Source organism: Pseudomonas sp. Kh14, assembly GCF_900291005.1.
Taxonomy (GTDB): Bacteria; Pseudomonadota; Gammaproteobacteria; order Pseudomonadales; family Pseudomonadaceae; genus Aquipseudomonas; species Aquipseudomonas alloputida.
The window spans coordinates 1-527 of sequence record NZ_OLKJ01000055.1; the positions used below are offsets into that span (position 1 = coordinate 1).

Sequence of the window (527 nt, forward strand, 5' to 3'; positions counted from 1 at the left end):
TTGCCTGGGGTGCCAGGCTCGTCGGTCACCTCGGTGCTGACTGGAGTCTTGTCCAGGTTCAGGTTTTCGAACTTCCATGCATCTGCGCCGCTGACCGCGTCGATGGCATTGACCACCGGCTGGTTAGTGCCCACATAGACGTTGTCCGGGGCGGTTGCAGTCGCCGAACCGGTGGTGCTGTTGGCTGCCACGACGACAGTGGTGCCGTCGGTCAGCTTGAAGTACAGCTCCGAGTGGTTGTTGATCGGCAGACCGTCTTTGTTGGTCAGGGTGATGGTGTAAGTGATCTCGCCGCCTTCGGTGACCGACGGGGTGGCGGTCAGCTTGGCCACGACTTCGTCGAGGGTGTCGGTCACTTGAACCGAAGCAGCACCACCCAGTTCCAGGTTCTCAAAGGTGTGACCGTCTATATCCACAGCGGACGTGATGCCCAGACTGATCTGGCCTGCGTCCTGGTAGACGTCATCGCCCTGTGCGTCGTGGGTGTACGGCGCGCTGGTTTCACCGGCCTTGATGGTGACCTGGGC

General features: G+C 61.1%; 1 protein-coding gene. It reads right to left on the reverse strand.

The window, feature by feature from the left end; translation table 11 throughout:
- Positions 1-527 (reverse strand): immunoglobulin-like domain-containing protein (locus tag FQ668_RS27295; RefSeq protein ID WP_144180750.1); only part of this gene is annotated, 527 nt, incomplete at both ends.